We start from the raw sequence: 23,828 nt of genomic DNA on the forward strand, positions 1-23,828 counted from the left end.
ATTGGCATTGAACATAGTGCACGCTGTTGAGTTCTCAAGAATCGGACACATCCCGCCTCCACACCAGAACGGTGCTTCACAACGAAAGTGATCGAAGATATTGTTGCTTGCGTCATACGCGTCTTCTCGGTAGACTAGGAGAAGTTTCTTTCTCCCTGTCGCCGTGGCAACTTGTATAACTTAGCACATCCGCAGGCCGTGTCAAATCCGGCTTCTTCGCGATGCCGTCACGCTCATAGGCGCTCCGACGTTGCTCGGTTCAGGACCTGAGTCCTGCGCCGGGCGGCGAAGTTGCTGGATCCGAGGGATCCTGCGAAGGCTTTACATCCGTTCGGCAGACCTGCTCCGAAAAGCTGTCTTGCCGAGTGGATGGTCCCGATTGAGGCCGGGACGTAGGAGCTGCTGCTCTTTCCGTTTCCCTGCGGCCTTTGTGGCGACTCGGAATAAGTTACGCAGCGATCGCGGTGCTGTCAAACGACGGGCCGAAATCGCACATCCCGGGCGTGTCGGGATCAGGGGTCCTCCCCGTCGGCGCCCGGTTCCGCGGGCGGATCCGGGGTCCGAGCCGGCTGCATCGGACCGAGGCGGGCACCCGCGCGCGCGGGAACCGACTCCACCGAGTGGAAGGACCCTCCCCGGTAACGACGAGGAGCGCGCGACCCGGATCGCTCCGGTACCGCGCGCTCCTCGAGGGGATGCCGGGACTACGCCCCGATGCCGACCGCCTCGGGGGAGACGTCCGCACCGGGAGCCGAGGGCTCGAGCGCCTCGGCGACGCGCTGCGAGAGCGACGAGTCGACGTTCGCCCAGTACTGGAGCACGCGCTGCCGCAGCTCCGGACGGGTGACCTTCGACACGTGGCCGGCGATGTTCGCGACCAGGCGGGCGCGCGCGTCGTCGTCGAGGACCTCGCGGTAGAGCGTCCCCGCCTGACCGAAGTCGTCGTCCTCCGGGTGGAGGGTCGCCGCGGCGCGCGTCAGCTCGCCGTCGGTCTCCCAGCCGGCCGACTCCGCCGCCCGGGCGGGATCGGCGTGGGCGCCGCCCATCGTGTTCGGCGCGTAGACGGGCACCTCGGACTTCTGGAAGTCGAACCGCATGGGGCCGTCCTTCGAGTACGAGTGCACGGGCGACTTCGGCGCGTTCACCGGCAGCTGCGCGTGGTTGGTCCCCACGCGGTAGCGGTGCGCGTCGGCGTAGCTGAAGATGCGCGCGAGGAGCATCTTGTCGGGGCTGGCCGCGATCCCGGGCACGAAGTTCGAGGGGGCGAACGCCGCCTGCTCGATCTGCGCGAAGTAGTTCTCGGGGTTCCGGTCGAGCGTCATGGTGCCGACCTCGATCAGCGGGTAGTCCGCGTGAGGCCAGACCTTGGTGAGGTCGAACGGGTTGAACCGGTAGCTCTTCGCGTCCTCGTACGGCATGACCTGCACGGACAGCGTCCACGAGGGGAAGTCGCCGCGGTCGATGGCGGAGGACAGGTCGCGGATGTGGAAGTCCGCGTCCTCACCGGCGATCTGGTCGGCCTGCTCCTGGCTCAGGATCTCGACGCCCTGGTCGGTCTTGAAGTGGTACTTGACCCAGAAGCGCTCGCCGGCGGCGTTGATCCACTGGTAGGTGTGCGAGCCGAAGCCGTCCATGTGCCGCCACGAGGAGGGGAGGCCGCGGTCGCCCATGAGCCACGTGACCTGGTGGGCCGACTCGGGCGAGAGCGTCCAGAAGTCCCACTGCATGTCGTGGTCGCGCAGGTGGCTGCCGGGCAGGCGCTTCTGCGAGCGGATGAAGTCGGGGAACTTGATGCCGTCGCGGATGAAGAAGACGGGGGTGTTGTTGCCGACGAGGTCGTAGTTGCCCTCGCTCGTGTAGAACTTCAGCGCGAAGCCGCGGGGGTCGCGCCAGGTGTCGGGCGAGCCCTGCTCGCCGGCGACCGTGGAGAACCGCGCGAGCATCTCGGTCTCGACTCCGGGCTGGAAGAGCGCGGCACGCGTGTAGGCGCTGACGTCGGCGGTGGTGGTGAAGCGTCCGAAGGCTCCGCCGCCCTTGGCGTGGACGACCCGCTCCGGGATGCGCTCGCGGTTGAACTGGGCCAGCTTCTCGACGAGGTAGTGGTCGTGGAGCGCGAGGGGTCCGTCGGCTCCGACGCTCAGCGAGTGGTCGTCACTCGCGACCGGTGCTCCGGAGTTCGTGGTGGTGAATCGTTCCTCGGTCATGTTCCTCCTGTCGGCGAGGGGCACGGAGCCCGCCGGTGCGGTGTAGCGGATGTCGGTCAGTGGGCCAGGGCCAGGCAGTCGGGGCAGGTGCCCCAGAACGTGACGTCGGCGGTGTCCACGGCGAAGCCGCTCGCGGTCTGCGGATGCAGGCACGGCGCCTCCCCGACGACGCAGTCGACGTCGGCCACGGCCCCGCAGCGCCGGCACACCACGTGGTGGTGGTTGTCGCCGACCCGCAGCTCGAACCGGCGGGGGTGGCCCTCCGGCTCGATGCGGCGGACGATCCCGGCGTCGGTGAACGCCGAGAGCACTCCGTAGACCGCCTGGGCCGAAGCCTCAGGGAGGCCCTCGCGCACTCGGGCCAGGACCGCGTCCACCCCGGAGTGCGGGTGCTCCTCGAGAGCGAGGAGCACCGCGCGCCGGGTGGCGGTGACCTTGAGCCCGGAGGCTCGGAGCCGCTCGTCCACTGTCGTCATGCCGAGGACACTACCCGAGTTGTCTTGAGCGGATCAAAACAACGGGCGGCGTGGCGCGCTCGTCCGGGTGAACGGCCGGGAACGCTCCGGCGGCCACGCGGAGGCTCCGATCAGGCGACCGGACCCTCGACCAGCACGACCTGGGCGGAGCGGGCGGCGCCCGCGGAGTCGGTCCACGAGATCGTCACCGACTCCCCGGGCTCGCGCTGCGCGAGCGAGGCGGACAGCTGGTCGGCCGAGGCGACGGCGACCCCGTCGACCGCGGTGACGACGTCCCCCGCCTCGAGGCCCGCCTGCGCGGCCGGCCCGCCCTCGACGACTCCGCCGATCACGGCGCCGGACGCGGTGGTCGCGAGCGCGCGCGAAGTCGGCGACGCGGTGCCGGAGGAGAGGGAGACGCCGAGGAAGGCCGGGTAGCCGATCTCGACGGTGGCCGTGTCGGCGCCCGCCTCGATGGTGGCGACGATGTCCAGGGCCTTCGAGATCGGGATCGCGAAGCCGGTGATGTCGGCCGTCCCGCTGGAGGCGGCGGTGTCCATCCCCACGACGCGGCCGGCGGAGTCGACGAGCGGGCCGCCGGAGTCGCCGGAGACGATGTCGGCGTCGGTCTGGATCAGCCCGGTCAGCGTCTCGGCGGAGATCCCCGACTCGGAGCGGGTGGTGATCTGCTGATCGAGACCCGTGACCGTGCCGGTGGCGGCGACCAGGTCGCCCGTCCCTCCCGCGTTGCCGACGGCGGTCACGGTGTCGCCCACAGCGACCCCGTCCGTGTCGAGCGAGGCGGGGGTGAGGCCGGAGGCGTCCTCCAGCTGCAGGACGGCGACGTCGTTCGTCGCGTCGGTGCCGACGACGCGGGCGGTGTAGCTGCGGCCCGTCGACTCCACCGTGACCGAGATCGCGGTGGCGCCCTCGACGACGTGGTTGTTGGTGAGGATCATGCCGTCGGAGGTGAGGATCATGCCGGTGCCGGCCGAGCGGGCGCCCTGGTAGGTGAGCTCGGAGGTGATCGTGACGACGCCGGCGGTCTGCGCGGTGCTCGCGGCCACGGCGTCGGTCGCGCCGGTGGCCGGCTCGGAGGCGGAGGAGCCGCCCTGCGTCGAGCCGTACGGGGAGGAGCCGCCCTGCGTCGAGCCGCCCCAGGAGGGGACGATCACGTACCCGCCGCCGAAGGATCCGCGCGAGCCGCCGGGGTAGACGATCGTGGTGGCGCCGGCCGAGGCCGAGGAAGCCGCCTCGGTGCGGCCGGCGGTGGCGACTCCGCCTGCTGTCACTCCGATCAGCACGGCGAGGCCGAGGCCGCCGGCGATCAGCGCCCGACGACGACGACGACGGTCGTCCGCGCGCAGCGCGCGCACCTCGTCGGCGCCCGTCGCCTCGGTGATGGCGGGCTGGTCGGTGAGCTCTCGCTCGTCGGATTCGTGTCGCTCGTTCATGGTGTCGTCCTCGTGCCGGGGCCGCCCCTGACGGCGACCGGTTCCCATTCCACGCCCGGCCTCCCCGCGTCGCCTGGACGCTGCTTATGCGGTTCCTATGAGCACTCGCCCCTCTTAATGGTTGTAGCTTCAACCAAAAGCGGGTAGCGTCTCCGCGTGACCACCTCCTCCCCCGACCTGCTCGCTCCCGACACCGCGATGGGCGCGGTGACCCTCCGCGTCGCCGACCTCGACGGGATGATCGCCTACTACCGCGACGCCGTGACGCTCGAGCTGCTCTCGCACGACGGACCGGTCGCGGTGCTCGGCCGCGGCGGAGTGCCGGCCGTGATCCTCCAGCACGCGCCCGAGCTGGTGCACGCCTCGCCGCGCAGCGCCGGCCTCTTCCACACGGCGATCCTCTTCGAATCGGAGGCGGCGCTCGCCGCGGCCGTGTACAGCGTCGCGACCCGGCACCCCGGCTCGTTCACCGGCAGCTCCGACCACCTGGTCAGCAAGGCCTTCTACTTCGACGACCCCGAGCACAACGGCGTCGAGCTCTACTGGGACCGCGACCGCACGCAGTGGTCGTGGACGCACGGGCGGATCGAGATGAGCACGCTCTTCCTCGACCCGAACGCGTTCCTGCAGGAGCACCTCACCGAGGAGTCGATCGCGCAGCCGCGCCTCGGCGGCGCCTCCGTCGGCCACGTGCACCTGAGCGTGGGCGACGTCGCCACCGCGAAGGAGTTCTACGTCGACCGGCTCGGCTTCGAGACGACGATCGCGTACGGCGGGCAGGCGCTCTTCGTCTCGGCGGGCGGCTACCACCACCACATGGCGATGAACACCTGGAACTCGGCGGGCGCCGGACGCCGGCAGCAGGCCCTCGGCCTCGGACAGGTCGAGATCGTGGTGCCCGGCGCCGACGACCTCGGCGCGCTCGGCGAGCGGCTGGCCCGCTCCGGAGTCGCCACCCGCGACGACGGCCGCACCCTCGCCTTCGAGGACCCCTGGGCGAACGCGATCCGCGTCACGACCTCCTGAGCGCCGCCGACCGCGGGGACCCCCGCGGGTACGATGGTCGCGCGGAAGACCGCACTCCCCCGAGACTCCGGAGAACACGGTGCCCACGATCGTCGTTGAAGTCATGCCCAAGGCCGAGCTGCTCGACCCGCAGGGGAAGGCCGTCGCCGGCGCGCTCGCGCGGCTGGGCCACTCCGCCCTCCACGGCGTGCGGGTGGGCAAGCGCTTCGAGATCACCGTCGACGAGGTGACCGACGAGGTGCGCGCCTCGGTGCAGCGCATCGCCGACGAGATGCTCTCGAACTCGGTGATCGAGGACGTCGTCGGGATCCACTACCCGGCGGAGGCCGCCCGATGAGGATCGGCGTCATCACCTTCCCCGGCTCGCTCGACGACCGCGACGCCCAGCGCGCCGTCCGGTTCGCGGGTGCGGAGCCGGTCGCGCTGTGGCACGGCGACCACGACCTCGACGGCGTCGACGCGATCGTCCTGCCGGGGGGCTTCTCCTACGGCGACTACCTGCGCTGCGGCGCCATCGCCTCCCACTCCCCGATCATGCGCGAGGTCGTCGACGCGGCGAACGCCGGGACCCCGGTCCTCGGCATCTGCAACGGCTTCCAGATGCTCACCGAGGCGCACCTGCTGCCCGGCGGCCTGATCGCGAACGACATCGGATCCTTCGTCTGCCGCGACCAGCGCCTGATGGTCGCGAGCACCGAGACCGCCTGGACGAACGGCTTCGAGCCCGGCCAGGAGATCACGATCCCGCTGAAGAACGGCGAGGGCGGCTACATCGCCTCGGCCGACACGCTGCTCGAGCTCGAGGCGGAGGGACGCGTCGTCGTCCGCTACCTCGGCCACAACCCGAACGGCTCCATGAACGACATCGCCGGCATCAGCAACCGCCGCGGCAATGTGGTGGGGCTCATGCCGCACCCGGAGCACGCCGTCGAGGAGGGCTTCGGGCCCGACACGGCCGCCGCGATGCGCTCGGGTGTGGACGGGCTGACGTTCTTCACGTCGGCGCTGAAGTCGCTGCTCGCCTCCGCCTGACGCATCCGGTCCGGGCGGCTCCGCCCGCCCGCGACGCACGAGACCCCCGGTTCCGGCCGGGGGTCTCGTGCGTGATGGGCGATGTTCGCGGAGCCGCTCAGGGCCCGGTCAGGACCTCGGGCTCGGGGGTCATCGAGATGGTGGGGATCGAGGCGGTGATCACGGTGCCGTCGGAGCGGCGGGTGCCCTCGATGTCGGACGTGGTCGGCGCGCCGTGCAGGCGGCGGCCCTGGTGCGTGAGCGGGACGCGCACGGGGCTGCCGGCAGCGACGTGCACGCGCTCGTCGCGGACGGTGATCGCGGCGGAGTCGCCGGTCTCGACCGTCAGCAGGACCTCGGTCTGCGTCACCTCGACGCGCACGCGCGTGCCGTGGAGGGTGATGCGGAAGGCGAGGCGGTCCCAGTCGTCGGGCAGGCGCGGGTCGAGCGTGATCCGCCCACCGTGGTCGCGCATCCCGCCGAAGCCGTAGACGAGGGCGCTCCAGACGCCGCCCGTCGAGGCGACGTGGATGCCGTCCGCGGTGTTGCGGTGCAGGTCGGCGAGGTCGACGAACAGCGCCGACAGGAAGTAGTGGCGGGCCAGGTCGCTGTAGCCGACCTCGGCGGCGATGATCGACTGCACGACGGCCGAGAGGGTCGAGTCACCGGTGGTCAGCGCGTCGTAGTACTCGAAGTCGGCGCGCTTCTGCTCGGCGGTGAACTCGTTGCCCTGCAGCAGCAGCGCGAGCACGACGTCGGCCTGCTTGAGCACCTGGAAGCGGTAGATCACCAGCGGGTGGAAGTGCAGCAGCAGCGGGCGCTTGCTCGCGGGGGTGTTCTCGAGGTCCCACAGCTCCTTCTCGAGGAAGGCCGCGTCCTGCGGGTGGATGCCCGCCCGCGCGTCGAAGGGGATGTGCATCTTCTCGGCGGCGCGCGCCCACTCGAGCACCTCGCCCTCGTCGAGAGCGAGGCGGTCGGCCATCCGCTCGTACGCGGCGGGCTCGACGGCCTTCAGCAGCTCGACGGCGCGGGCGGCCGAGCGGAGGTTCGCCCGGGCCATGACGTTCGTGTACAGGTTGTCGTTGACGACGGTCGTGTACTCGTCCGGCCCCGTCACTCCGTGGATGTGGAAGTGATCGTCGCCGTTGCTGCGCCAGAAGCCCAGATCGGCCCACATCCGCGCGGTCTCGACGAGGATGTCGATCGCTCCGCGGGCGAGGAAGTCGTCGTCGCCCGTGGCACCCACGTACTGCATGAGCGCGTAGGAGATGTCGGCGTCGATGTGGTACTGAGCGGTGCCGGCGGCGTAGTACGCCGACGACTCCTGACCGTTGATGGTGCGCCAGGGGAAGAGCGCGCCGCGCTGGTTGAGCTCGGAGGCGCGCGCCCGGGCGGCCTCGAGCATGTTCTGCCGGAAGCGCAGGGCGTTCCGGGCGACGAGGGGCGCCGTGTAGCTGAGGAACGGGAGGACGTAGACCTCGGTGTCCCAGAAGTAGTGGCCGCCGTAGCCGGAGCCCGAGACGCCCTTGGCCGCGACTCCGCCGCCGTCGGTGCGGGCGGTGGACTGGGCGAGCTGGAAGAGGTTCCAGCGGGTGGCCTGCTGGATGGCGGGCTGGCCGTCCAGCTGCACGTCGGAGCGGGTCCAGAAGTCGTCGAGCCACTCGCGCTGCTTGACGAACTGCTCCTCGACCGGCGTCTCGCGGGCGCGGTCGAGCGTGCGGTCGCAGCGGTCGGCGAGCTCGCGCACGGGCACGCCGCGGGAGGTGTGGTAGGTCAGCGTCTTGACCAGGCGGACCGGCCGGCCGGCCTTGGCCTTCACGCGGTAGACGTGCTTGGCGAGGTCGTCGTCGATCTGGGAGGTCTGGTCCCACTCGTTCTCGGTCTCGAGCTGGTGCTCGGCGCCGCAGGCGACGGTCATCTGGGAGTTGGTGGTCCGGTAGCCGAGGAGGTAGCGGGTGCCGCTGACGCGCTTGAGGCGCGGCTGGAGCACGCGGTCCTCGAACGACTCCGCCTTGCGCGGGTCGAAGCCGGCCCCCTCGCTGCCGGAGGGGGCGTGGTACTCGTCGACGCCGTCCTGGCGGTTGAGGATCTGGCTCGAGATCAGCACGGACGCGTCGTGGTCGAGCATCTCGACCTCGTAGTCGAGGATCGCGAGGTGCCGGTCGGTGAACGAGACCAGGCGGCGCGAGCGGATCAGGACGCGCTTGCCGGAGGGGGTGCGCCACTCCAGCTCGCGGGTGAGCACGCCGTTCGCGAAGTCGAGGCGGCGCGAGTAGGCGAGGACGTCGGCCTCGCTCAGCACGAAGGGCTCGTCGTCGACGTAGAGGCGGATGATCTTGGCGTCCGGCACGTTGACGATGGTCTGGCCGACGCGGGCGAAGCCGAACGCCTCCTCCGCGTGGCGGATGGGCCAGGTCTCGTGGAACCCGTTGATGAAGGTGCCGTAGGCGTAGCCGTCGCGCCCCTCCTCCACGTTGCCGCGGAGGCCGAGGTAGCCGTTGCCGGTGGCGAAGAGCGTCTCGGTGCGGCCCTGCAGCTCGGAGGCGAACTCGGTCTCGACGAGGGCCCACTCGTCGATCGGGAAGCGGTTCCGGTCGAGCGGGTCGGAGGTGATGGGGTTCATGCGGCGTCCTCGGGGGCGGGAGCGGTGGGGAGGAAGGGGAGCAGCTCGGCCAGGTCGTCCACGACCAGGTCGGCGCCGTGCTCGAGCAGGGTGTCGGCCCCGACTCCGCGGTCGACGCCGACGACGAGGCCGAAGCCGCCCGCGCGGCCTGCCGCGACTCCGGAGTGCGCGTCCTCGAGGACGGCGCACTCGGCGGCCGGGAGGCCGAGGAGCTCGGCCGCGTAGAGGTAGGTGTCGGGCGCGGGCTTGCCGGCGATCGAGCGCTCGGCGGCGAGGAGCCCGTCCACGACGACCTCGAAGCGGTCGCGGAGGCCGGCCGCCTCGAGCACCGGCACGCCGTTGCGGGAGGAGGTGACGACGGCGACCTGCACGCCCGCGGCGATCGCGGCGTCGACGAAGCGGAGCGAGCCCGGGTAGGGAGCGACGCCGGTCTCGGCGAGGGTGCGGTTGAAGGCGTCGTTCTTGCGGTTGCCGAGCCCGCAGACGGTCTCGAGCGACGGGTCGTCCTCGGGCGCGCCCTCGGGGAGGGTGATGCCGCGCGAGGCGAGGAGCGCCCGGACGCCGTCGTACCGCGGGCGTCCGTCGATGTACCGGAAGTAGTCGGCGTCGGTGTAGCCCTCGGCGATCCCGCGCGAGGAGAGGTACTCCGTGAACAGCCGCGACCAGGCCTGCATGTGGACGTCGGCGGTCGGCGTGAGCACGCCGTCGAGGTCGAACAGGAGCGCGCGGACTCCGCGGAGGGCGGAGGCGTCGGGGCGCGTCGGGGATGCAGTCACGGCGGGGAGGACCTCTGATCGGGGGCAGGCGTTCGGCGGTTCCGCCGATGACGGTCGTCCGCCGCGGACTGCAGGTATCGTATACGCCCCCCGGCCGCCGTGTGGAACCGTTTACACGTCCGTCATCTGCGCGCCGCCGGGGGCGTCGATCCGCTCGGGGGCGAGGCGGTGCCGCCCGAGGGGGAGCATGAGCGGAGTGCCCGAGGTCGGGTCGGTGATGATGCGGCTGTCGAGGCCGAACACGGCGAGCACCGTCTCCTCGGTGAGCACCGCGGCCGGGCTGCCGGAGGCGTGCACCGCGCCGTGCGCGATCGCCACGAGGTGGTCGGCGTAGCGGGCGGCCATGTTGAGGTCGTGCAGGACCATCACCACCGTCGTCCCGCGGGTGCGGTTGAGGTCGACGAGCAGGTCGAGCACCTCGATCTGGTGGCTGACGTCGAGGAAGGTGGTCGGCTCGTCCAGCAGCAGCACGTCGGTCTCCTGCGCGAGGGCCATCGCGATCCAGACGCGCTGGCGCTGCCCGCCGCTGAGCTCGTCGACGGAGCGGTCGGCCAGGGCGGCGGTGTCGGTCGCGTCGAGCGCGGTCGCGACGGCCTCGTCGTCGTAGACGCTCCAGCGGCTCAGCATCCCCTGGTGCGGATGGCGGCCGCGGCCGACGAGATCCGCGACGGTGATGCCCTCCGGGGCGATCGGCGACTGCGGGAGGAGGCCGAGCGTGCGGGCGAGCTGCTTCGCCGGCGTCCGGTGCACGGCCCTGCCGTCGAGCAGCACGGCGCCGGAGCGGGGCGCGAGCAGGCGCGACATCGAGCGCAGGAGCGTCGACTTGCCGCAGGCGTTCGCTCCGACGATCGCGGTGATGCGGCCGGGCGGGACGACGAGGTCGAGGCCGTCGACGACCGTCCGGTCGCCGTAGCCGAGGGTGACCCCCTCGGCCGTCAGGGTGTGCGCGGTGGTCACAGTGAGCCTCCCGCTCTGTTGCTGCGGACGATGAGGTAGACGAGGTACGGCGCCCCGAGGACGCCGGTGACCACTCCGACCGGGTAGCGCAGGCCCAGCCCGAACTGCCCGACGAAGTCGGCGACGAGCACGAGCAGCGCGCCGACGAGGGCCGAGGGGATGAGGAGCGACGCGCCGGGCCCGATCAGGCGGGCGGCGATCGGGCCGGAGAGGAAGGCCACGAACGCGATCGGGCCGGCGGCGGCCGTCGCGAAGGCGATCAGCCCGACCGCGGCGACGATCACGACGAGGCGGGTGGCGTTCACGCGGATGCCCAGCGCGGAGGCGGTGTCGTCGCCGAGCTGCGTGGCGGAGAGGTCGCGCGAGCGCGAGAGCAGGACGGGGGTGAGGACGACGACCGCGGCGAGGACCGGCACGACCTCGCTCCAGCTCGCGCCGTTGAGGCTCCCGGTGAGCCAGCGGGACGCCTCCTGCAGGTCCCACGCGGCGGCCTGCGAGAGCACGTAGGCGGTGAGGGAGTCGAGCATCGCGGCGACCCCGATGCCGATCAGGATCAGCCGGGTGCCGGCGACTCCGCTGCGGTAGGACAGGGCGTAGACGAGCAGGGCGACCACAAGTCCCGCGACGATCGCGAGGGCCGAGACCTGCGCCGCCCCGAGCGAGAGCGTCACGATCGCGAAGGCCGCGGCGGCGCTCGCCCCGGCGCTGATCCCGATGATGTCGGGGCTGGCGAGCGGGTTGCGGAGCATGGTCTGGAAGCTCACTCCGCCGAGCCCGAAGCACAGGCCCACCAGCAGGGCGAGGACGGCGCGCGGGAGGCGGAGGCGCCCGACGGTGAAGCTCGCCCCGGGGACCTGCTCGCCGAGGATCACGCGCAGCACCTCGTCGGGCGAGTAGACGGTCTGGCCGACCAGCAGGGAGACGGCGAGGACGGCCGCGATCAGGACAGCGAGCACGGCGACGACGATCCGGCGGCGGGCCCCGCGGCGGCGGCGGCCGGCCGCGACGGCGCGGGCGGTGGCGGAGGGCGCCTCGACCAGCGCGGTCACAGCTCGCGCACCTTCTGGCGGCGGACGATCGCGATGAACACCGGGGCGCCGACCAGCGCGGTGACGATGCCCACATCGATCTCGCTCGGGCGCGCGACGACGCGGCCGACGATGTCGGCGGCGATCAGGAGCACGGCGCCGGTCACCGCCGAGAACGGCAGCAGCCAGCGGTGGTCGACGCCGACGAGGAGGCGGCAGGCGTGCGGGACGACCAGGCCGACGAAGCCGATGGGCCCCGTGACCGCGGTCGTCGCTCCGCAGAGCACGACCGCGCCCAGGGCGGCCCCGCCGCGCGCGAGGGCGACCCGCTCCCCCAGGCCCGCGGCGAGCTCGTCGCCGAGCGCGAGGGTGTTGAGGCTCTTGGCCGAGAGAACGCAGAGGACGAGGCCGGCCAGGAGGAAGGGGAGCACCTGCGCGATGCTCGCGGACGTGGCGCCGCCCACTCCGCCGATCTGCCAGGAGCGGATGCCGCCCGCGACGTCGGCGCGCGGCAGGACGATCGCGCTGATCACCGAGACCAGCGCGGCCGAGGTGGCGGCCCCGGCCAGGGCGAGCTTGAGCGGAGTCGCGCCGCCGCGCCCGAGCGACCCGACCGTGTAGACGAAGACCGCGGCGACCGCGGCCCCGCCGATCGCGACCCAGACGTAGGCGGCGGAGCTCGTCAGCCCGAAGAAGACGATGCCCGTCACGACCGCGAGCGAGGCTCCGGTGTTCACCCCGAGGATGCCGGGGTCGGCCAGCGGATTGCGGGTCACCCCCTGCATCAGCACGCCGGCGACGCCGAGGGCCGCGCCCGCGATCGCGGCGAGCACGGTGCGCGGGATGCGCTTGGCGACCGCGGCCTGCGCGAACCCGTCCGTGGACCCGCCGAACGCGGCGACCACGTCGCTCCACGCCACCTCCCGCGACCCCACCAGCACCGAGACCACGGCGGCGGCGAGCAGCACGGCCACGGCCGCGACCAGCCAGAGGGCGCGCAGCCGCCTCGGGCGGCGCACGGCGGCGACGCCCGAGGCGGCGGGAGGAGCGGCGAGGGTCACGCGGGTCGGATCCCGGCTCAGGCGGCCGGAGTGCTCTGCGCGGCCTTGGCGGCGGCCTCGTCGAGCAGGTCCAGGTAGTCGTCGAGGACCCACGAGATCGAGAGCGGCGTCGGGTTGGCGGCGGTGCCGAGCGGGGTGGAGGGCAGGCGCACGATGGCGTCGTCGGCGACCGCGGGGATCTGCGAGAGCAGCGGGTCGGCCTTGAGGGTGCTCACGAGCTCGTCGGCGCCGTAGGTGACGATCACGTCGACGTCGCTGAAGGCGTCGGCCTGCTCGGCGCTCTGCGTGAGCGAGAACTTGTCGGTCGCGGCGGAGGCGGTCGCGATGCTGCCCGGGGTGGCCATGCCGAGGTCCTCGAAGAACGCGGGGCGGGTGTCGTGCGAGGTGTAGAAGCTGACCTGGCTGAGGTCGGTCGGGTCGACGTGGGTGAGGAACATCGCCGAGGTGCCGGCCAGCTGCGGGTGCGCGGCGACCTTCTCCTCGATCTCGCTCTCGAGCTCGGTGATCAGGGCGGCGCCCTCGTCGGCCCTGCCCATCGCCTCGCTGTTCAGCGTGATCATGTCGCGCCAGGAGGTGCCCCAGGCGGTCTCGGGGTAGGCGACGACCGGGGCGATCTCGCTCAGGGTGTCGTAGTCCTCCTGCGTGAGGCCGGAGTAGGCGGCGAGGATGACGTCCGGGTCGGTGTCCGAGACGGCCTCGAAGTCGATGCCGTCGGTCTCGTCGAAGAGGACGGGGGTCTCGGCGCCGAGCTCGTCGAGCTTCTCGCTCACCCAGGGGAGGAGTCCGTCGCCGTCGTCGTCGCCGAAGTTGGCGGCGGCCATGCCCACGGGGACCACGCCCAGCGCGAGCGGGACCTCGTGGTTGGCCCAGTTGACCGTCGCCACGCGCTCGGGCGCCGACTCGATGGTGGTGGTGCCGAGAGCGTGCTCGATCGTGATCGGCGTGAAGCCGCTGTCGGCGGCGGCGTCGTCTCCGGCGGCCGAGCCGCTGCAGCCGGCGAGGCCGATCGTCAGCGCGGTGGCGGCGAGCAGGGCGAGGGGCGTGGTGGCGCGGGGCATGGGTCCCTTTCGAGAGGCTGTGCGGGAGGCGGCGCAGGGTCCGAGTGGACCGGCACTAAGGACAGCCTAACCAAAGAATGTGCGTGCTCTCAGCCCCGATTCCTCGCCTCCCGAGGTCGGAGGCGCCCCGAGGTGCCGCTCGCGGAGCCCGGAGACGGCCCCGCCACGGCCGCGGACGTCACGCCGTCGCGAGCCTCTCGACGGTGCGCAGGTTCCGGGTCGTGGTGCTCGAGCGGTAGGCGGAACGGGCGAGGATCCTCGCGACCGGAGTGTCCGTCGAGGAGCCGCGCGGGCAGCGCCAGTAGAGGACACCGGCACCCCGGGCGACGAGCTCGACCGCCGGATCCGGCTCGCCGATCGCGGCCTGCGCGGCGTCGAGCGCCTCCTCGTCCGAGCCGAAGACGGCGTACGGATGCGCCTCCTCGTCGATCCGCGGGAACGGATAGGCGGCGAGCACCGCGGCGAGCGCCTCCTGCGTCACGAGCACGATCCAGGCGTCGTAGCCGAACCGCTCGGCGAGCGCCGCCTCGAGCGCGGGCTTCAGCTCGGCGGCCGGGCGATCGGAGTCGAAGGCCGCGTTGCCGCTCGCGAGGACCGTCCGCACCCGGTCCACGCCGATCCCGGCGACCGTCTCGGCGAGCTCGGCGCTGCGGACGGTGCGGCCGTTGACGTTCACTCCGCGGAGGAGGGCGAGGAACCGGGTCATGCGGCCGACGGTAGCGTGACGGCATGGCACGCGGAAGCGGACGACGACGACCCCGGCGGACCCTCGAGGAGGAGATCCTGCGGGCGAGCGAGCGCGGACCCGGGGCGAGGACGCGGGCGGAGACCGTCCCTCCCTCCGGACGCCGGCTGGTGGCGCCGCCCGCCTCGGGCACCCTGCTCCACCTCGACGTGGACGCGCTGGTGGCGCTCGCCGCGCGGGAGGACCTGCTGATCGCGCTGGAGCGGCGGATCGGCGAGCACGCGGTGGCCGCGACTCCGGTGCTCTCGTGGTGGTCGGCGACTCCGTCGGTCCCGGGCGAGGAGGAGGAGCGCCGGCTCGACGCGCTCGTGCTGCGGACGGTGGAGCTCGGGGCGGGGCCGGCCGACGACGTGGACTCGCGGCTGCGGGAGCTGGCGCACGAGGGCGGTCTGGACGAGCTGGGCGCCGCGCTGGCGCTGCTCGCGCGGGTCCCGGATCCGCCGGCGGCGTTCCAGGATCCGGACGGGTTCCTGCGCGTGACGGTCCCGGAGTCGCCGTTCGAGCGGCGGCTCGAGGTCCTCGCGGAGGCGCAGGGCCGGGCGGGCGAGCTGCTGGTGCTGCTGCGCGACTGCGCGTTCACCGCGACCCTGCCGCGGCGGCGCTCGGCGATCGCAGCGATGAGCGGGCGGATCCGGGCGGCCGCGGTCCCGGGGCGCCTCGACTCCCGGCGGCTGGACGAGCTCGCGCAGGCGGTGGACGCGGCGCTCGAGAAGCGGTGGACCGTGCTCTGACGGCGGTCCGCGTTACGGGCGCGCCCGTCGCGGTGACCGTTCGCGCACCGGTTCAGCCCCCGCGCACCCCGGGTGAATAGGCTGGACGGATGCCTCTCACCGGTCTCGACCTCCGCCGCTTCCCCGCCGCCCTGAACGACGAGGGCGGTCCCGACGCCGCCACCGCCGCGTGGGCCACCGCGATCAACGCGGGCTTCCACGAGAAGGAGTTCACGCCGGAGAAGCTGCGCGACTGGGCCGAGCACATGGTCGCCGATCAGCGCGTGCTCACCGCGGTCGTCGACTCCTCCGCCCCCGAGGGACTCGACGGCGCGGGCGTGCCGGTCGGCACCTACGCGGCGTTCCCCGGTGCCCTGCAGGTCGGCGGGGGACGCGAGCTGCCGGCGCACCTCGTCTCGCAGGTGACCGTGCGGCCCACGCACCGGCGCCGCGGCATCCTGCGCGCGATGATCACCGAGGACCTGCGCCTGGCGAAGGAGGCCGGCACCCCGGTCGCCGCGCTCACGGCGAGCGAGGCCTCCATCTACCGCCGGTTCGGCTTCGGCCGCTCGGCCTTCACCCGCTCGATCCGCGTCGACACCGGACCGCGCTTCGGCCTGCAGACCGAGCCCGCCGGTCGCGTCGAGGTGGTCGCGACGAGCTGGCTGCAGCCGCGCATCCCCGCGGTGTTCGCCGCGTTCCAGGCGTCGACCCCCGGCTCGCTGACCCGCCAGTCGCGCTACGAGGCGAACTCCGTCGGCACCGCGTCCGGCGAGACCGCGCCCGGCCTCGACGTCCGCTCGGCCGTCCACCTCGACGAGGAGGGGACGCTCGACGGCTTCGTGACCTACCGCGCGGTCGGGCCCGAGGACGACAAGACCCTCGAGATCGTCGACCTCGTCGCCCCCGGCGCCGACGCCTACCTCGCGCTCTGGGGCTACCTCGGCGCGGTCGACCTCGCCTCCGCGGTGACCTGGGACATGGCGCCGGTGGACGATCCGCTGACCTGGGCGCTCCGCGACGCACGCGTGGTCCAGGTGAGCCACGTGGGCGACCTGATCTGGCTGCGGATCCTCGACGTCGCCGCCGCGTTCTCGGCCCGGCCGTGGACCACTGACGGCTCGGTCGTGGTCGAGGTGGCCGACGGGCTCGGGCTCGCCGACGGCCGCTACCGCCTCACCGCCTCGGGCGGCTCCGCCACCGTGGAGCGCACCGGGGACGAGGCCGAGCTCGCGCTGGACGTGGCCGACCTGGGCTCGCTGCTGCTGGGCTCGGTGCGGCCGTCGATCCTGGCGAAGGCCGGGCTGGCGCGCGTCACGGGCGAGGCGGGGCGGATGGACCGCCTGTTCGCGCCGATCGCGACGCCGTACTGCATCTCGTTCTTCTAGGGGGCACCGCCCTCCCGGGGGCACCGCCCTCTCGGCGGCAGTGCACGGCCGGCGGCGTCCGGCTCCCGCGCCGCCGGCGTCCCCGCGCACCGCAGCCGCCGCGGACTGCCAGCCGCCTCCGGGCGTCCGCGCATCCCGCGTCGGTCATGCTGGAGGACCCGTCCCCGACACCGGCAGGAGTTCCGCGTGGGTGCATCCGTGATCGTCGACGTCATCGTCGTGCTGAGCCTCATCGGCGCGCTCGTCGACGGTCTGCGGCGCGGCCTGCTCCGGACCCTCGGCGGTCTCGCCGGGATCGTCGCGGGCGCGATCGGCGCCTCGTTCGCCGTGCCCGCCGTCTCGTCGTGGACGGCCGGCAGCGAGTGGCGCCTGCTCGCCGTGATCGGCACCGCCGTGCTGCTGCTGGGCGTCGGCTACGCGATCGGAGCGACGCTCGGCGCGGTCATCGGCCGCGGAGCCGACCGCGTGAAGCTCGGCCTGCTCGACCGGCTCGCCGGCGGCGTCGCCGGCGTCGCGATCTCCGGCCTGGTCTGGATCGCCGTCACCTCGGCCGTCTCCCTCCTCGGCGTCCCCCTCGTCACGACCTCGGTCGCCGGATCGACGGTCATCCGCACGATCGACGACCTCACCCCCTCCCCCGTCCGCGCCTTCCTCGCCCAACTGCAGTCGACCGTGGTCGACGAGGGCACGTCCTGGGTCGTCGAGGCGCTCGACGCTCCCACCCAGGCGCCCGCGATCCCGGACGTCTCGACCGACGACCCGGAGGTCGCCGCCGCCACCCGCTCGGTCGTGCGCGTCTCCGGCACGGCCTGGGCCTGCGACGTCGGAGTGACGGGCAGCGGCTTCGTCGTCTCGGACGACCGCGTGATCACCAACGCGCACGTGGTCGGCGGAGTCTCGCAGCCGGTCGTCGAGGCGCCGGGCGAGGCCCCGCGCACCGGCCGCGTCGTCTACCTGGACCCGGCCGCCGACCTCGCCGTGATCGCCGTCGACGGGCTCGACGCCTCTCCGCTCCCGCTCGACGACGCCGTCGCCGCCGGGGACGACGCCGTGGTCGCGGGCTACCCCTTCGGCGGCCCGCTGACCCTCGGCTCGGCCGAGATCTCCTCCGACGCCACGGTCTCGCTGATGGTCGACGGAGCACCGACCTCACGGGAGGTGCTGACCCTCGCCGCCGTCGTCAACCAGGGCAACTCGGGCGGCCCGCTGCTCTCTCTCGAGGGCACCGTGTCGGGCGTCGTCTTCGGCAAGGCCGCCTCCGTCGACAACGTCGGCTACGCCATCCCGCTCTCGGTCCTCACTCCCGTGGTCGAGCAGGCCGCCTCGCTGACGGATGCCGTCGATCCGGGGGCCTGCCGCTCGAAGTGAGCGGTCACGGCAGCGGTCCGTCGACCAGCACGAGGGTGAGGTCGTCGAGCCGCACCGTCTCGGGCCGCGCCGACTCGAGGTAGGCGGACACGCGCGGATCGACGGGGAAGCGCGCCGACCGCTCGATCGCGATGGCGACGATCCCGGCTGACGACGGATCGGTCGTCACCCGGTCGCCGAGGTAGGGCACGTAGACGCCCGAGGACATGCCCTGTGCGAGGACCAGGCCGCCGTCGAGGCCGCGCTCGCGCAGCACGTCGGCCACCCGCGCGATCCCGGTCGGCCGCTCCTGGGCGATCCCCGCCGAGGTGGCGATCGCGATCACGAGGGAGGCGGCCACCAGCACCGCGCCGACGCCGCGGGCGAGGGGTGCGGGCAGCACGATCCCGCCGCGCAGCGCCTCCGCGATGCCGATGCCCGCCAGCGCGCAGAGGAGCCACGCCCACGCCGCGTAGTAGTGCGGCAGCGCGACCGAGCTGATCGCCAGGTGGAACACGAGGAGGAGCAGCGTCGCGGCGCCCAGGTAGAGCACCAGCGCGCGGCGCCGCGGAGCGAGCAGGGCCAGCAGGGTCCCGAGGAGCAGCACGGCGAGCGCCGCCGGCCCGATGCCGACGACCATGAACCAGAGGTTCGCCCACCACGGAGGGAAGACGTACGCGGTCCCGGCGACCTCGATCAGGTGGCCGTCGGCGTTGTGCTCGGACTGGAACTCGAGCAGGTACCGGATCGCCTCGACCGGGTGCACCGGCAGGTAGGCGAGCACCCCGGTGACGACGAACGCGACGGAGAGGGCGAGGCCGCCCCGCAGAGCCCGGGCCCTGCTCCCCGACCAGAGCAGCGGCAGCAGGAGCACGGGCGCGAGGACCGCGGTGGTCAGCTTCGAGGTGACCGACAGCGCCAGCAGCGCACCGGCCAGCGCGATCAGCCAGCCGCTCCGCCTGCCCGGGGAGGCGTGCGACCAGGTCCACGCCGCCGCCATCGCCGCGACGGCGAAGAGCACCATGAACGGCTCCAGGAGCGCGAGGCGGTCGATCCGGGTGCCGGCGCCCACGGCGGTGCGCGGGAGGAGGAGGAACAGGCCGGCCGGGACGAGCGCGAGCGTCGGGCCGAGCTCGCGCCGGAACCAGAGCCAGAGCACCACCCCGGTGAGGAACGCGGCCGCGCCGGCGGCGATCCTGCCCGCGAGCAGCCCCTCGCCGAGCAGCACCTGCGCGAGCCCGATCAGGTACTTCGCCGTCGGCGGATGCTCGAGGTTCGCGCTCACGTCGCCGTGCAGGTAGTCCCAGCCCGCGGCGAGGTACACGGGCTCGTCCGACGAGATGTTCGCCGCTCCGAGGTTCCCGAAGCACTGGTAGAGCCCCCACAGCACGGTCCCGATCAGAGCCGCCCGCTTCACCCGCCCGATCCTAGGCGCCGGTGCCCGCACCGCTCCACCGGAGGGCCCGGACCCCGGCGACCGCGGCGGGTAGGATCGACGCGCATCCCGTCCCCCTCCCCTGGAGCCTCCAGCACATGGCAGACAGCCGCACCGCCGTTCCCGACACCACTGCGAACGCGGAGGCGACGCCCGAGCGGGAGCAGCCCTACGCGGCCCTCGGACTCAAGCCCGACGAGTACGCGAGCATCCGCGAGATCCTCGGCCGCCGCCCCACGAGCGGCGAGCTCGCGATGTACTCGGTGATGTGGAGCGAGCACTGCTCCTACAAGTCGTCGAAGATGTACCTCCGCCAGTTCGGGCAGAAGGTCTCCCCCGCCATGAAGAAGAACCTCATGGTCGGCATGGGCGAGAACGCCGGAGTGGTCGACGTCGGCGAGGGCTGGGCCGTCACCTTCAAGATCGAGAGCCACAACCACCCGAGCTACATCGAGCCCTTCCAGGGTGCGGCGACGGGGGTCGGCGGCATCGTCCGCGACATCATCTCGATGGGCGCCCGGCCGGTCGCGGTCATGGACGCGCTGCGCTTCGGGGCGATCGACGACCCCGACACCGCGCGCGTGGTGCACGGCGTCGTGGCCGGCATCTCCTTCTACGGCAACTGCCTCGGCCTGCCGAACATCGGCGGCGAGACCTACTTCGACTCGGTCTACCAGGGCAACCCGCTCGTCAACGCGCTGGCCGTCGGCGTCCTCCGCCACGAGGACCTGCACCTCGCGAACGCCCGCGGTGTCGGCAACAAGGTCGTGCTCTTCGGGGCGCGCACCGGAGGCGACGGCATCGGCGGCGCGTCGATCCTCGCCTCCGACACCTTCGCCGACGGCGGACCGACCAAGCGCCCCGCGGTGCAGGTCGGCGACCCGTTCGCCGAGAAGGTGCTCATCGAGTGCTGCCTCGAGCTGTTCCGCAAGGACCTCGTCGAGGGCATCCAGGACCTGGGCGCCGCGGGCATCTCCTGCGCCACCTCGGAGCTGGCCTCCAACGGCGACGGCGGCATGTTCATCGAGCTCGACTCGGTGCTGCTGCGCGACCCCTCGCTCACGGCGGAGGAGATCCTCATGTCGGAGTCGCAGGAGCGGATGATGGCCGTCGTCACGCCCGAGAAGCTCGACGCGTTCCTCGAGGTCGTCGGCAAGTGGGACGTCGAGACCAGCGTGCTCGGCGAGGTCACCGACTCCGGCCGCCTCATCATCAACTGGCACGGCGAGGAGATCGTCAACGTCGACCCGCGCACCGTCGCGGTCGACGGCCCGGTCTACGAGCGCCCGATCGAGTACCCCTCCTGGCTCGACGCGCTGCAGGCCGACTCCTCCTCCCGCCTGCCCCGCTCGACCGGCGGCGACGCGCTGCGCGCCGAGACCCTGGCGCTCCTGGGCTCGGCGAACCTCGCCGACAAGAGCTGGATCACCTCGCAGTACGACCGCTACGTGCTCGGCAACACCGCGCTCAGCTACCCCGACGACGGCGGCATGGTCCGCGTCGACGAGGAGTCGGGCCTCGGCTTCGCGGTCGCGACCGACGCGAACGGGCGCTGGTGCCAGCTCGACCCGGCACAGGGCGCCCGCCTGGCGCTGGCCGAGGCGTTCCGCAACGTCGCCGTCACCGGAGCGACCCCGGTCGCCGTCTCGGACTGCCTCAACTTCGGCAGCCCCGAGAACCCCGAGGTGATGTGGCAGTTCCGCGAGGCCGTGGGCGCGCTCGCCGACGCCTGCCTCGAGCTCGAGATCCCCGTCACCGGCGGCAACGTCTCGTTCTACAACCAGACCGGCGACGTGCCGATCTTCCCGACCCCCGTCGTCGGCGTCCTCGGCGTGATCGACGACGTCGCGCGCCGCATCCCCTCCGGCTGGCAGGACGAGGGCGACAACCTCTACCTCCTCGGCACCACCCGCGACGAGCTCGACGGCTCCGCGTGGGCCGGCACGATCCACGACCACCTCGGCGGGCTGCCCCCGCAGCTCGACCTGGCCGCCGAGCGCGCGCTGGCCGAGCTGATCTCGGCGGGCGCGAAGGAGTCGCTCATCGCCTCCGCCCACGACCTCGCCGACGGCGGGCTCGTGGTGGCGCTGGCCGAGTCCGCGCTGCGCTTCGGCGTCGGCGCGCGCATCTGGCTCGACGAGCTGATGGAGCGCGACGGCGTCGACGCGACGGCCGCGCTGTTCTCGGAGTCGACCGGCCGCGTGCTCGTGTCGGTGCCGCGCGAGGACGACGTGAAGTTCCGCGGGCTCTGCGAGGGCCGGGGCTACCCGGTGCTGCGCATCGGCGTGACCGACGCGGCGACCCCCGCGGTCGAGGTGCAGGGTCTCTTCACGCTGCCGCTGGACGAGCTGCGCTCGGTGAACGGCGCCGTGCTGCCGCGCCACTTCGGCTGAGCCTCCGGGCGATCCGAGTCCGCAGGAGTCGCGGTGGTCGAGCTGGACCACCGCGACTCCTGCGGTACCGGCTCCGGTCCGGAGTTCCGTGATTACGGAATGTTTGCAAAAGTGGAGCATGACCTCCTCCCGAGACCTCGCCGGCGAGGTCGACGAGCTCCGAGCGCGGATGGACCGCCTCGAGCGCGCCGACACCCCCGCCGCGCCCGCCGCCGACGATCCGCTCTGGGCCCTGACCGCTCTCCGCGAGCGCCTGCCCTCTCCCGGCGGAGTCGTCTTCGCCGGCTCGGTCGCCACTCCGGCCGGCCCCGTCGAGTGGCAGTACGGCCTCAGCACCGACGCGTTCTTCGAGCGCGACTGGGGAGCGAGCCCCGGGCCGACCGCGCTCGCCGCGCTGGGCAGCCCCGTGCGTCTGCGGTTCCTGCAGGCGGTGGCCGGCGGAGTCGAGACCGTCGCCCAGCTCGCCGAGAGCGAGGGCGCGGGCACCACCGGGCAGATCTACCACCACGTCAACCAGCTGGTCGCCGCCGGCTGGCTGGAGGCGCGCGGCCGCGGCCGCTACGGCGTCCCGCCGGAGCGCCTCGTCCCCCTGCTCGTGATCCTGCTCGCCTCCGGAGGACCCCGATGACCCGCCGCCGCCTCGCCCTCGCCGCCGCCTCCGCCGCGGCCGTCGTCCTGCTCGGCGGAGTGCTGCTCCGCCCCTCCGCTCCCACCCTCTCGACCGAGGCGACGGGCGACGCCGAGATCGCCGAGTGGCTCCTTACCGACGTCGGAGACGGGGCGCGGAACCACCTCGTCGCCGCCGTAGTCACGCCCGACGGCGTGCGCTACGGCGGACTCGGAGCCGACGAGCGGACCGAGGTCGAGATCGGATCGGTCACGAAGACGATGACCGCGCTCCTCCTCGCCCGGAGCGCCGCCGAGGGGACGGTCGGGCTCGAGGACCCCGCCGCGGAGCACGCCGACGTCGGCGGCTTCACCGGGACGCTCGAGGAGCTGGCGACCCACCGCTCCGGCCTGCCGCGCCTCCCCACCGGTGTCGGCGACCTCGCCTCGACGCTGTTCGCCCAGCTGCGCGGCACGGACCCCTACGCGGGCTGGTCGGCCGACGACGTCCTCCGGCAGGCCGCCGAGGCGGACCAGGGCGAGCACGTGCACGCCTACTCGAACCTCGGTGCGGCGGTGCTGGGCCAGACGCTCGCCCGCGCCGAGGGCCGCGACTACGCCGACCTCCTCCGCGAGCGGGTCCTCGCTCCGCTCGGGATGTCCGCGACCTCCGTCCCGGAGACCGCGGACGCCCTCCCCGCCGACGCGCCGACCGGCTTCTCGGCGAGCGGGCGGTCCGTCGACGCGTGGACGATGGCGGGCTACGCGCCGGCGGGCGGCGTCCGCTCCACGGCGGCGGACATGGCCCGCTACGCGCAGGCCCTCCTCACCGACGACCCCGCGCTGGGCGTGCCCGCGGCGAGCGTCCTGGATCCCCGATTCGACGCCGACGGGGCGCGGATCGGCCTCGGCTGGTTCACCTCGGAGTCGGAGGACGGCGGATCCGTGACCTGGCACAACGGAGGGACCTCCGGCTACTCGACGATGCTCGCGATGGACCGGGAGCGCGGCCTAGCCGTGTTCGTCAACGGGGACACGGCGAGCTCGGTCGACGAGCTCGGTCTGCGCCTGCTGCAGCGCGCCGGGGAGGAGTCGTGATGATCGCCTCGATCCTCGTCCTGCTCGTCGTCGCGTTCACCGTCGGCCGCTTCGCCCTGGGGAGCATCCCCCGGCGCCGGGCGGCCGGGTTCCTCGACCGCGACCGCGTCCGGACGCTCGCCCGCGGCGTCGAGGCCGTCGCCGTGCTGCTGCTCGGGCGGGCGCTCGTCGACTGGTCGGCGCTGACGCTGCTCCCCTGGGCCGTGCTGGTGGCTCTCACCGCGGCCGGGGCGGCCGGCGCCGTGCTGCGCTGGGACGGGCTGCCGTGGTTCGAGGACTCGGCGCGCCGCCGCTCGCGGACGACCGGGCTCGCGGCGACCGTCGCCGTGTCGGCGGTCCTGATCGGCGTCCTGGGCTGAGCGCCGCGCACGTGCCGTCGGATCCGCGCCTTCCGCGGTGGTCGCGTGCTGCTGCGAGGCGCGAGGAGTGGCGGCGGGCGCGGGCGGGAGCGGC

General features: G+C 73.1%; 21 protein-coding genes. 10 read left to right on the plus strand and 11 right to left on the minus strand.

The features are described from left to right. Positions 1 to 704 precede the first annotated feature (704 nt). The 3 genes from C5D09_RS07575 to C5D09_RS07585 all read right to left on the minus strand — a co-directional run bounded on the left by C5D09_RS07575 (position 705) and on the right by C5D09_RS07585 (position 4,113). Positions 705 to 2,204, minus strand: a complete 1,500-nt coding sequence (locus C5D09_RS07575; RefSeq protein ID WP_104269005.1) for a catalase — start codon at positions 2,202 to 2,204, stop codon at positions 705 to 707. A gap of 56 nt (positions 2,205 to 2,260) precedes the next feature. After that, positions 2,261 to 2,680, minus strand: coding sequence for a Fur family transcriptional regulator (locus C5D09_RS07580; protein WP_104222735.1), 420 nt, complete (start codon positions 2,678 to 2,680; stop codon positions 2,261 to 2,263). A 110-nt stretch (positions 2,681 to 2,790) separates the two neighbouring features. After that, positions 2,791 to 4,113 (minus strand): S1C family serine protease, encoded by a 1,323-nt coding sequence (locus C5D09_RS07585; protein ID WP_104269006.1) that lies wholly within the window; start codon positions 4,111 to 4,113, stop codon positions 2,791 to 2,793. Positions 4,114 to 4,311: 198 nt separating this feature from the next. On the opposite strand from C5D09_RS07585, the gene C5D09_RS07590 reads away from it, so the two are divergent. From C5D09_RS07590 to purQ, 3 genes are all read left to right on the plus strand, one after another. Continuing rightward, the gene (locus tag C5D09_RS07590) at positions 4,312 to 5,139 is read left to right on the plus strand and encodes a VOC family protein (RefSeq protein WP_104239376.1); all 828 of its coding nucleotides are present in this window, start codon (positions 4,312 to 4,314) and stop codon (positions 5,137 to 5,139) included. A gap of 79 nt (positions 5,140 to 5,218) precedes the next feature. Then, positions 5,219 to 5,476, plus strand: a complete 258-nt coding sequence (gene purS / locus C5D09_RS07595; protein WP_104222736.1) for a phosphoribosylformylglycinamidine synthase subunit PurS — start codon at positions 5,219 to 5,221, stop codon at positions 5,474 to 5,476. Further along, positions 5,473 to 6,171, plus strand: a complete 699-nt coding sequence (purQ, locus tag C5D09_RS07600) for a phosphoribosylformylglycinamidine synthase subunit PurQ (protein ID WP_104222737.1) — start codon at positions 5,473 to 5,475, stop codon at positions 6,169 to 6,171. Before purS ends, purQ begins: the two co-directional genes overlap by 4 nt. Before the next feature lie 97 nt (positions 6,172 to 6,268). Here purQ and C5D09_RS07605 read toward each other — a convergent pair whose 3' ends face one another. From C5D09_RS07605 to C5D09_RS07635, 7 genes are all read right to left on the minus strand, one after another. After that, a complete protein-coding gene (locus C5D09_RS07605; protein WP_104222738.1) occupies positions 6,269 to 8,773 on the minus strand; it encodes a glycoside hydrolase family 65 protein in 2,505 nt (834 codons plus the stop codon). Continuing rightward, entirely contained in the window at positions 8,770 to 9,549 is a 780-nt protein-coding gene (locus tag C5D09_RS07610) for an HAD family phosphatase (protein WP_104222739.1), read from the minus strand. Before C5D09_RS07610 ends, C5D09_RS07605 begins: the two co-directional genes overlap by 4 nt. Before the next feature lie 111 nt (positions 9,550 to 9,660). After that, positions 9,661 to 10,506, minus strand: coding sequence for an ABC transporter ATP-binding protein (locus tag C5D09_RS07615; protein ID WP_104269007.1), 846 nt, complete (start codon positions 10,504 to 10,506; stop codon positions 9,661 to 9,663). Beyond that, positions 10,503 to 11,555, minus strand: coding sequence for an iron chelate uptake ABC transporter family permease subunit (locus C5D09_RS07620; RefSeq protein WP_244230540.1), 1,053 nt, complete (start codon positions 11,553 to 11,555; stop codon positions 10,503 to 10,505). Before C5D09_RS07620 ends, C5D09_RS07615 begins: the two co-directional genes overlap by 4 nt. Further along, entirely contained in the window at positions 11,552 to 12,595 is a 1,044-nt protein-coding gene (locus C5D09_RS07625; RefSeq protein ID WP_104247462.1) for an iron ABC transporter permease, read from the minus strand. The genes C5D09_RS07620 and C5D09_RS07625 overlap by 4 nt, the downstream gene beginning before the upstream one ends. A gap of 17 nt (positions 12,596 to 12,612) precedes the next feature. After that, positions 12,613 to 13,653 carry an iron-siderophore ABC transporter substrate-binding protein gene (locus C5D09_RS07630; protein ID WP_104269008.1) on the minus strand — a complete coding sequence of 347 codons (1,041 nt, stop codon included), beginning with the start codon at positions 13,651 to 13,653 and terminating at the stop codon, positions 12,613 to 12,615. Positions 13,654 to 13,831: 178 nt separating this feature from the next. Next, positions 13,832 to 14,359, minus strand: a complete 528-nt coding sequence (locus tag C5D09_RS07635; protein ID WP_104269009.1) for a DUF1697 domain-containing protein — start codon at positions 14,357 to 14,359, stop codon at positions 13,832 to 13,834. 23 nt (positions 14,360 to 14,382) lie between these two features. Here C5D09_RS07635 and C5D09_RS07640 point away from each other — a divergent pair, with 23 nt between their 5' ends. The 3 genes from C5D09_RS07640 to C5D09_RS07650 all read left to right on the plus strand — a co-directional run bounded on the left by C5D09_RS07640 (position 14,383) and on the right by C5D09_RS07650 (position 17,864). Next, a complete protein-coding gene (locus C5D09_RS07640; protein WP_104269010.1) occupies positions 14,383 to 15,129 on the plus strand; it encodes a DUF2254 family protein in 747 nt (248 codons plus the stop codon). Positions 15,130 to 15,218: 89 nt separating this feature from the next. Further along, positions 15,219 to 16,496 (plus strand): GNAT family N-acetyltransferase, encoded by a 1,278-nt coding sequence (locus C5D09_RS07645; protein ID WP_104269011.1) that lies wholly within the window; start codon positions 15,219 to 15,221, stop codon positions 16,494 to 16,496. A gap of 186 nt (positions 16,497 to 16,682) precedes the next feature. Continuing rightward, entirely contained in the window at positions 16,683 to 17,864 is a 1,182-nt protein-coding gene (locus tag C5D09_RS07650; RefSeq protein WP_244230541.1) for a MarP family serine protease, read from the plus strand. A 4-nt stretch (positions 17,865 to 17,868) separates the two neighbouring features. On the opposite strand, the gene C5D09_RS07655 is transcribed toward C5D09_RS07650, so the two are convergent. Next, positions 17,869 to 19,260 carry a glycosyltransferase family 39 protein gene (locus C5D09_RS07655; protein WP_146084419.1) on the minus strand — a complete coding sequence of 464 codons (1,392 nt, stop codon included), beginning with the start codon at positions 19,258 to 19,260 and terminating at the stop codon, positions 17,869 to 17,871. Between the two features lie 116 nt (positions 19,261 to 19,376). On the opposite strand from C5D09_RS07655, the gene purL reads away from it, so the two are divergent. From purL to C5D09_RS07675, 4 genes are all read left to right on the plus strand, one after another. Further along, complete coding sequence (gene purL, locus C5D09_RS07660) at positions 19,377 to 21,671, plus strand: phosphoribosylformylglycinamidine synthase subunit PurL (protein WP_104234263.1); 2,295 nt, start codon at positions 19,377 to 19,379, stop codon at positions 21,669 to 21,671. Positions 21,672 to 21,789: 118 nt separating this feature from the next. Continuing rightward, positions 21,790 to 22,299 carry a winged helix-turn-helix domain-containing protein gene (locus C5D09_RS07665; RefSeq protein WP_104269013.1) on the plus strand — a complete coding sequence of 170 codons (510 nt, stop codon included), beginning with the start codon at positions 21,790 to 21,792 and terminating at the stop codon, positions 22,297 to 22,299. After that, complete coding sequence (locus tag C5D09_RS07670; protein ID WP_104269014.1) at positions 22,296 to 23,375, plus strand: serine hydrolase; 1,080 nt, start codon at positions 22,296 to 22,298, stop codon at positions 23,373 to 23,375. Before C5D09_RS07665 ends, C5D09_RS07670 begins: the two co-directional genes overlap by 4 nt. Continuing rightward, the gene (locus C5D09_RS07675; protein ID WP_104269015.1) at positions 23,375 to 23,734 is read left to right on the plus strand and encodes a hypothetical protein; all 360 of its coding nucleotides are present in this window, start codon (positions 23,375 to 23,377) and stop codon (positions 23,732 to 23,734) included. Before C5D09_RS07670 ends, C5D09_RS07675 begins: the two co-directional genes overlap by 1 nt. The last annotated feature ends 94 nt before the right edge of the window (positions 23,735 to 23,828 follow it).

The organism is Rathayibacter sp. AY1C9 (assembly GCF_002932315.1).
Taxonomy (GTDB): domain Bacteria; phylum Actinomycetota; class Actinomycetes; order Actinomycetales; family Microbacteriaceae; genus Rathayibacter.

Excerpts from the sequence above, each read along its gene's own strand:
- C5D09_RS07585 (WP_104269006.1), bottom strand. The coding sequence starts at position 4,113 with ATGAACGAGCGACACGAATCCGACGAGCGAGAGCTCACCGACCAGCCC.
- C5D09_RS07670 (WP_104269014.1), top strand. The coding sequence starts at position 22,296 with ATGACCCGCCGCCGCCTCGCCCTCGCCGCCGCCTCCGCCGCGGCCGTC.
- C5D09_RS07580 (WP_104222735.1), bottom strand. The coding sequence starts at position 2,680 with ATGACGACAGTGGACGAGCGGCTCCGAGCCTCCGGGCTCAAGGTCACC.
- C5D09_RS07605 (WP_104222738.1), bottom strand. The coding sequence starts at position 8,773 with ATGAACCCCATCACCTCCGACCCGCTCGACCGGAACCGCTTCCCGATC.
- purQ (WP_104222737.1), top strand. The coding sequence starts at position 5,473 with ATGAGGATCGGCGTCATCACCTTCCCCGGCTCGCTCGACGACCGCGAC.
- purL (WP_104234263.1), top strand. The coding sequence starts at position 19,377 with ATGGCAGACAGCCGCACCGCCGTTCCCGACACCACTGCGAACGCGGAG.
- C5D09_RS07640 (WP_104269010.1), top strand. The coding sequence starts at position 14,383 with ATGGCACGCGGAAGCGGACGACGACGACCCCGGCGGACCCTCGAGGAG.
- C5D09_RS07645 (WP_104269011.1), top strand. The coding sequence starts at position 15,219 with ATGCCTCTCACCGGTCTCGACCTCCGCCGCTTCCCCGCCGCCCTGAAC.
- C5D09_RS07675 (WP_104269015.1), top strand. The coding sequence starts at position 23,375 with ATGATCGCCTCGATCCTCGTCCTGCTCGTCGTCGCGTTCACCGTCGGC.
- C5D09_RS07575 (WP_104269005.1), bottom strand. The coding sequence starts at position 2,204 with ATGACCGAGGAACGATTCACCACCACGAACTCCGGAGCACCGGTCGCG.
- C5D09_RS07630 (WP_104269008.1), bottom strand. The coding sequence starts at position 13,653 with ATGCCCCGCGCCACCACGCCCCTCGCCCTGCTCGCCGCCACCGCGCTG.
- C5D09_RS07665 (WP_104269013.1), top strand. The coding sequence starts at position 21,790 with ATGACCTCCTCCCGAGACCTCGCCGGCGAGGTCGACGAGCTCCGAGCG.
- C5D09_RS07590 (WP_104239376.1), top strand. The coding sequence starts at position 4,312 with ATGGGCGCGGTGACCCTCCGCGTCGCCGACCTCGACGGGATGATCGCC.
- C5D09_RS07635 (WP_104269009.1), bottom strand. The coding sequence starts at position 14,359 with ATGACCCGGTTCCTCGCCCTCCTCCGCGGAGTGAACGTCAACGGCCGC.